7 protein-coding genes are annotated in these 6,619 nt (G+C 70.4%); 2 read left to right on the top strand and 5 right to left on the bottom strand.

Annotated features, from left to right (window positions below; translation table 11 throughout):
* Positions 1-32: 32 nt before the first annotated feature.
* Positions 33-1,313 carry an MFS transporter gene (locus ACFVYF_RS07450; protein WP_389452244.1) on the bottom strand — a complete coding sequence of 427 codons (1,281 nt, stop codon included), beginning with the start codon at positions 1,311-1,313 and terminating at the stop codon, positions 33-35.
* 65 nt (positions 1,314-1,378) lie between these two features.
* Between ACFVYF_RS07450 and ACFVYF_RS07455 the strand changes: the two genes are divergently transcribed.
* Positions 1,379-1,777 (top strand): MerR family transcriptional regulator, encoded by a 399-nt coding sequence (locus ACFVYF_RS07455; RefSeq protein WP_389452247.1) that lies wholly within the window; start codon positions 1,379-1,381, stop codon positions 1,775-1,777.
* Positions 1,778-1,869: 92 nt separating this feature from the next.
* Here the strand turns inward: ACFVYF_RS07455 and ACFVYF_RS07460 are convergent, their stop codons facing one another.
* Together ACFVYF_RS07460 and ACFVYF_RS07465 are read right to left on the bottom strand one after the other, a co-directional pair.
* Positions 1,870-2,100 carry a hypothetical protein gene (locus ACFVYF_RS07460; protein WP_389452250.1) on the bottom strand — a complete coding sequence of 77 codons (231 nt, stop codon included), beginning with the start codon at positions 2,098-2,100 and terminating at the stop codon, positions 1,870-1,872.
* On the bottom strand, positions 2,100-2,771 hold the full coding sequence (locus ACFVYF_RS07465; RefSeq protein ID WP_389452253.1) for a TetR family transcriptional regulator: 672 nt from the start codon (positions 2,769-2,771) through the stop codon (positions 2,100-2,102). Before ACFVYF_RS07465 ends, ACFVYF_RS07460 begins: the two co-directional genes overlap by 1 nt.
* 221 nt (positions 2,772-2,992) lie before the next feature.
* On the opposite strand from ACFVYF_RS07465, the gene ACFVYF_RS07470 reads away from it, so the two are divergent.
* Positions 2,993-3,484 carry a nucleotidyltransferase domain-containing protein gene (locus ACFVYF_RS07470; protein WP_389453558.1) on the top strand — a complete coding sequence of 164 codons (492 nt, stop codon included), beginning with the start codon at positions 2,993-2,995 and terminating at the stop codon, positions 3,482-3,484.
* 114 nt (positions 3,485-3,598) lie between these two features.
* Here the strand turns inward: ACFVYF_RS07470 and ACFVYF_RS07475 are convergent, their stop codons facing one another.
* Both ACFVYF_RS07475 and ACFVYF_RS07480 read right to left on the bottom strand, forming a co-directional pair.
* Positions 3,599-4,426, bottom strand: a complete 828-nt coding sequence (locus ACFVYF_RS07475; RefSeq protein ID WP_389452255.1) for an MIP/aquaporin family protein — start codon at positions 4,424-4,426, stop codon at positions 3,599-3,601.
* A 392-nt stretch (positions 4,427-4,818) separates the two neighbouring features.
* Entirely contained in the window at positions 4,819-6,300 is a 1,482-nt protein-coding gene (locus ACFVYF_RS07480) for a catalase (RefSeq protein WP_389452258.1), read from the bottom strand.
* Between the last annotated feature and the right edge of the window lie 319 nt (positions 6,301-6,619).

The raw sequence follows: 6,619 nt of genomic DNA on the forward strand, positions 1-6,619 counted from the left end.
CCCGGCGGTTCGCCGCGTCAACCGTCACCGCGTCACCGCATCCCGCTCGTCGGGCGCCGGGCGGGGAAGCCGTGGGCGCGGGCGGCGATCACGACCGCCAGCACCGGGAGCACCAGGGCGAGGACGCTCCAGGGGAGGGACCTCGGGCCGCTGAGACCGAGGAGGATCCCGCCCGCCACGCCGCCGCCCGCCATGGCCGCGTTCCACAAGGTCACGAGCATGGCCTGCGCGGCGTCGGCCACCTCGCCGCCCGCGTCGGCCACGGCGGTCTGCAGCAGGGTGGGCGCGCCTCCCCAGCCGAGCCCCCAGAGCGTGACGGCGACGTAGACCAGAACGGGGCTGTCGGCCGCCAGGGCGAGGAGCGTGGCCGCGGCGGCGACGGCGAGTGTGCTCACGAGGGTCGGTGCGCGCAGTCCCCGGTCGATGTGAACGCCCACGATCCAGATGCTCGCCAGGGACGCGCCGCCGAAGACCAGCAGGACGAGGTCGGTCGAGCCGCCCATGCCGAGGTGCTCCAGATAGGTGGCGATATAGGTGTAGAGGATGGTGTGGGCCAGCACGAAGACCAGCGTGACGAACAGGACCGGCATCACTCCCGGCACGGTGAGGACCCGCAGCAGCGGGGCACGCCCTTCGCTCTGCCGCCCCGGCCGGTCGGGCACGGCCACGGCGATCCAGATCAGGAGCACCCCGGTGAGAACCGTCATGAGGGAGAACGCCACCCGCCAGCCCACCGCACCGCCCAGGAAGGTCCCGGCCGGAACGCCCAGCGACAGGGCGACCGGAATGCCGGTCATGACGACGGCGATCGCCTTGCCCTGCAGCCGGGCGGGGGCCAGGCGGCGGGCGTATCCGGCCAGCAGGGCCCAGGCGAGACCCGCGGCGACACCGGCGACGAAGCGGGCCACCATGGTCAGGGGGTACGAACTCGAGGCCGCCGTGACCGTGTTGGCGACGGCGAACCCGGCCATCGCGGTGAGCAGCAGTCGCTTGCGCCGCCATCCCGCCGTGGCCGCGGACAGCGGGATCGCCGTGAGTGCGGTCCCCACCGCGTAGACGGTGACCGACTGACCCATCGCGGACTGGCCGACGGCGAGATCCGCACTCATCGCCGGCAGCAGCCCCGCGGGCAGGGTCTCGGTGAGACTGGTGAGGAACACGGCGGTGGCGAGCGCGAGCAGCGCGGACAGGGGCAGGCCGCGTCCGCCGGCTCGGTCGGCTGAACTCCCTTGCGGGGCAGGCGGGTTCGTACGGGGGGCAGCGGGGCCCTGCCCCGGCGCTGGTGCCGCTTCTCGGGTCCGGTCGTTTCGCATGCTGCGTATGCTCGAACCCTCACATCGGTGTGAGGGTCAACTCGAGAACCTGTGAGGGCGGTCACATGCGCATCGGAGAACTGTCGGAACGCACCGGCACCCCACGGCGGCTGCTGCGCTACTACGAGGAGCAGGGCCTGATCGTCGCCGACCGCTGCGCGAACGGCTACCGGAACTACGACGAGTTGTACGTCGACCGGGTGCGGCAGATCCGCGGCCTGCTGGATGCCGGGCTCCCCACCCGGATCATCAAGCAGATCCTCCCGTGCCTCGACAAACCCCGCGCCATCCACTTCCCGGACGCGACCCCCGACATGCTGGCCACCCTCGAGGGCGAGCGCGACCGGATGACCGAACGCATCAACTGCCTGACCCGCAACCGGGACGCCATCGCCGGCTACCTCGACGCGGTACGCGCCCGGATCGGCCCCGTGCGCGACCGCGAAGCGACGCCGGTGCCATGACCCGTGCCACGACGCCCAGTTGACCGGGACCTCCGCCAACACCGCGCACACCGGCCGTCCCTGAACCCGGCCGGTGTGCGCGGTATCGAACTTTACGGGCCCGCGGGGACGGTGTCCGCCCGTCGCAGTGCCTTGATCGCCTTGACCGCGCCCTGCGCGCCCAGGTCGACGAAGGCCGGGATGACGTCGAGCGGGGTCGCGCAGTCCGGAGGGCCGCGGCGGATGACGTAGCCGACGACGGCGACCGCGACGCCATGCCAGAAGGGCAGGCGCCGGGGCCCCGGAGTGTGCGGGCCGGCCGAGCCGGGCGCGATCCGGCTCATCAACCCACTGGAATGGGGCGGTCCGCGGTCAGATACGCGATGACCATGTCGCCGAGCATGGTGCGGTAGTGCTCCCGTTGGGCGGGGGCGACCAGGTCGCGGCCGAACAGGGCACCGAACGTATGCCGGTTGGCGACCCGGAAGAAGCAGAACGCGCTGATCATCGCGTGCAGGTCCACGGCGTCGACCTCGGCCGTGAACAGACCGGAGCCGCGCCCGGTCTCCAGGATGCGGCGGATCACCTCCAGAGCGGGCGAGCCGATCGTGCCGAGCTCCTCGGAGGCGGCGATGTGCTGCGCGCCGTGGATGTTCTCGATGCTGACCAGGCGGATGAAGTCGGGGTGCTTCTCATGGTGGTCGAAGGTGGCCTCGGCGAGCCGGCGGATGGCCGCGACCGGGTCCAAGTGCTCGACGTCCAGCTCCTGTTCGGCCTCGCGGATCACGAAGTAGGCCCGCTCCAGCACGGCCGTGAACAGCTGTTCCTTGCCGCCGAAGTAGTAGTAGATCATCCGCTTGGTGGTGCTGGTGCGGGCGGCGATCTCGTCGACGCGGGCTCCCGTGTAGCCGGCACGCGCGAACTCCTGGGTGGCCACGTCGAGGATCTCGGCCTTGGTGCGCACGGCGTCGCGAACGCGGCCTTTGGGTCGTGCCGGTTCTTCGACGCTGGTCATCGGGTTCCTTCGGGCGGGGGCCAGTGCTCGCGATTGTAGAAGCAGGTCGGGGGCGAGGCGGTGGGCATTCTGCCCTGGCGGGCGTCCGCCCCGTCCGCCTCGACCTGCGCCCGGCCCCGCTCTCGACAGCCGGGTCCTCCTGACGCCCGTCGCGGTGCGACAGCGGTGATGTGGCAAAGCGGTCGCCCGGCCCGGTGGTCGCCGCTAGCGTGCGCAGCGTGATGACGGCTGACGACGTCCTGTCCCTCCTGTCCCTGCTGCGCCGGGCCGGCGTCGACATCTGGATCGGCGGCGGCTGGGGCATCGACGCCTTGGTCGGGGAGGAGACCCGCCCGCACCGCGATCTGGATCTGGCGCACCGTCAGGAGCAGGAGCCGGCCCTCGTGGCGGCCCTGGCCGCCGCCGGATTCACCGAGACGCTCGACTGGCGCCCCGTACGTTTCGTGGTCACCGACCCCGGCGGTCGCGAGATCGATCTGCACCCCCTGGTCTTCGCCGCGGACGGTTCCGCCGTGCAGGCCTCGCCCGACCCAGCGAGGCCGTTCCGGTACCCGGCCGAGTGCTTCGTGACCGGCACGGTCCGGGGGACGACGGTCCCGTGTCTGTCGCCCGAACAGCAGGTCTACTTCCACCAGGGCTACGAACCCGCTGACCGCGACCGTCACGACATGGCGCTCCTGCGCAAGGCCTTCGGGATCGCCACCCACTTCTGACGGCCGAGGGTCATGGCACCGAGGCCCCGCCGTTGGCTTTCGGGCGGGACCTCGGTATTCGGGGCGGGCGATCGTTCCGTCGGGGCGCGGCCTGCGCGCGCTGGGGAGTGCGGCTCAGCGGACCGCGTGCCGGGTGTGGCTGTCCAGGTCGCGGGCGTCCTTGGGCGCCTGTTCGACCACCGGGGCCTGGCCCTTGCGGACGAACATCTGGTACAGCACGGCGGCGACAACACCGCCGAGCACCGGCCCGACGAGGACCACCCACCAGCCGCCGTAGGAACCGGAGGCGATCATCGGGCCGAGGCCGCGGGCCGGGTTGACGGCAGCGCCGTCGGTCGGACCGCCGATGAAGACCGCGGTGGCGAGGGCGAATCCGATGACGAGGGGGGCGGCGGGGGCCGGGAAACGCCGGTCGGTTGCGGCGGCGGTGACGACGAAGACCAGGATGAACGTGATCAGGAACTCGACGAGGAGTGCCCGCCCGTCGCTCACACCCGGCTTCGGGTTGGTCGCGCCGAGATGCATGACGGTGCGCGCCGCGTCACCGCGAATGGCCCACGTGGCGAGGGCCGCCACGATGCCGCCCGCCATCTGGACCGCCACGTAGCCGGGCACGTGCCGCCACGAGAACTTGCGGACGACGGCCATCGCGATCGTCACGGCCGGGTTGAAGTGCGCGCCGGAGACATGGGCGAGGCCGCCGACCAGCGCGGCCAGTGCCAGGCCGTTGACCAGCACGATGGCCAGTGAACCGTACGCGGATCCGGCGACGGACTGGGCCAGGCCGGCCGACGTGGCGGTTGCGGTGATGGCGAAGACCAGGATGAAGGTTCCGGTGAACTCGGCCAGATAGGCGCCGGCGACGCTGTGGGAGGCCGCTCGCGGGGAGCTGCGGTGGGTGCGGAGGTGGAATCGGGTGGGGGAATCGGCATGTACAGCCATGGTGCGCGTCCTTATGAGACTGGCGGGTTGGGGCTGTGCGACCGGCGGGAGGTCCGCCGGGACTGAGGGCGCCGTGGGCGCGAGGCGCCGCAACGGCGAAGCGGAAACCCTGGATACGAGGGAGCCGCGGGGTGCGTGCCGGGACGGGGGCCGCCGGCGAGGCGAAGCCCTGGGCGAAACACCGGCCACGAGGGCGCCGTTGAGCTGTCGCGAAAGACGCAGGGCGTCAAGGCGAGCGCCGGACGAGGGGCGGATCGGGGAGCCGCGCGGTGAACCGGATGCTCACGTGGCCGGATGCCCAGGTATCCAGCTATCCAGGTGACCGGATGTCCAGGTACCCGGGTGACCGGATGCCCCGGTGATCGCGAGGAGCAAAGGGCTCTGCCGCAACGCTAGTTGTGCTGCCCGCGCAGTTCCTTCACCGTGCGTTCCAGTCGCCTGCCGAGATCGCCGTCGGCCTGGGCGAAGTTGCCGACCGCCCGGTCGACGATGTCGTCGCGGTCGGCGGAGACACCGGAGATGGCAGTCGCCAGATTGGTGACCAGACGGTCCTTGGCGTCGTCCGGCATCAGCCGGTAGAGGTCGCCCGCCTGCCCGAAGTCGTTGTCCTCGGCGTGCGAGGGGGCTTCGTGGTTGCCGGTTTGTCCGTCGACGGAAGTCGGCGACCACAGCGGCCGGTCGGTCTGCACCGGTCCGCCGAAGCTGTTCGGTTCGTAGTTCTTCGTGCCGTTGTGCCGGCCGTCGTAGAGGGCGCCGTCGCGTTCGTAGGTGCGCGCCTCGGTGGCGTGCGGGCGGTTCACCGGCAGGTGGTCGGCGTTGACCCCGATGCGGTAGCGCTGGGCGTCCGCGTAGGCGAAGAGGCGGCCCTGGAGCATCTTGTCCGGGGAGGGCCCGATGCCGGGGACGAAGTGGGCCGGGCTGAAGGCGGCCTGCTCGACCTCGGCGAACACGTTCTCCGGGTTGCGGTTGAGCTCCAGCCGGCCGATCTCGATCTCCGGGTAGTCCTCGTGCGGCCAGACCTTGGTGAGGTCGAAGGGGTTGAAGCGGTAGTGCGCCGCTTCGGCCTCCGGCATGATCTGCATCCGCACGGTCCAGGACGGGAACTCGCCGCGCTCGATGGACTCACGAAGATCACGCTGGTGCGAGTCGGGATCGAGACCCGACACCTTCACGGCTTCCTCCACCGTGAGGTTCTTGATGCCCTGGTCGGTCTTGAAGTGGTACTTGACCCAGAAGACCTCGCCGGCCTCGTTGTTCCACTGGTAGGTGTGCGAGCCGTACCCGTTCATGTTGCGGAAGGACGCCGGGATGCCGCGGTCGCCGAACAGCCACAGCACCTGATGCGTCGACTCGGGGGACAGACCCCAGAAGTCCCACATGTTGTCCATCTCCTGGGAGCCCGTGTACGGGTCGCGCTTCTGGGTGTGGATGAAGTCGGGGAACTTGCTGGCGTCCTTGATGAAGAACACCGGGGTGTTGTTGCCGACGAGGTCGTAGTTGCCGTCCTCGGTGTAGAACTTCAGCGCGAAGCCGCGGGGGTCGCGCACGGCGTCGGCGGAGCCGAGGCTGCCCGCCACCGTGGACATGCGCAGGAAGGTCTCGGTCTGTTTGCCCACCTCGGAGAGGAACTTGGCGCGGGTCCACTGCGAGACGTCACGGGTCAGCGTGAAGGTGCCGTACGCGGCGCCGCCGCGCGCGTGCACGATGCGCTCCGGGATCCGCTCACGGTTGAAGTGCGCGAGCTTCTCGAAGATGTGCTGGTCCTGGAGCAGCGCCGGCCCACCCGGACCGGCCGTCTCGGTGTTCTGGTTGTCCGCCAGTGGTGCGCCTGCCTCGGTGGTGAGGGTGCGACGGGCTTGCTGTTCTGTCGTCACTTCGGCCTCCGAAGGTCCGATCGTGAGAGGCCCGGTCCTGTGGTGCGGGCGAGGCCCGGTCTCCCTCAGGATAAAAATGGACAAGTGCATATAAAAACCAAGAGAGAGTATTTATAAGGCAACCATCCGGGTCATATCGGGCATCACGAAAGGTGACGGGTGGCGTGCTGATCGTCAGAAAGGGGAGGTGGCGGGTGGGGTGGAATCAGTGATGGAAAGGCAAAGTGGGGGGGGGGGGCGGGCCCCCCCCCCCCCCCCCCCGAAACACACCAGCCCCACGCGGAACCCGCCGGAGAGCGACACGCGCGGTGTGAAGACC

Origin of the sequence: Streptomyces sp. NPDC058274, from assembly GCF_042881375.1 — a bacterium.
GTDB lineage: Bacteria > Actinomycetota > Actinomycetes > Streptomycetales > Streptomycetaceae > Streptomyces.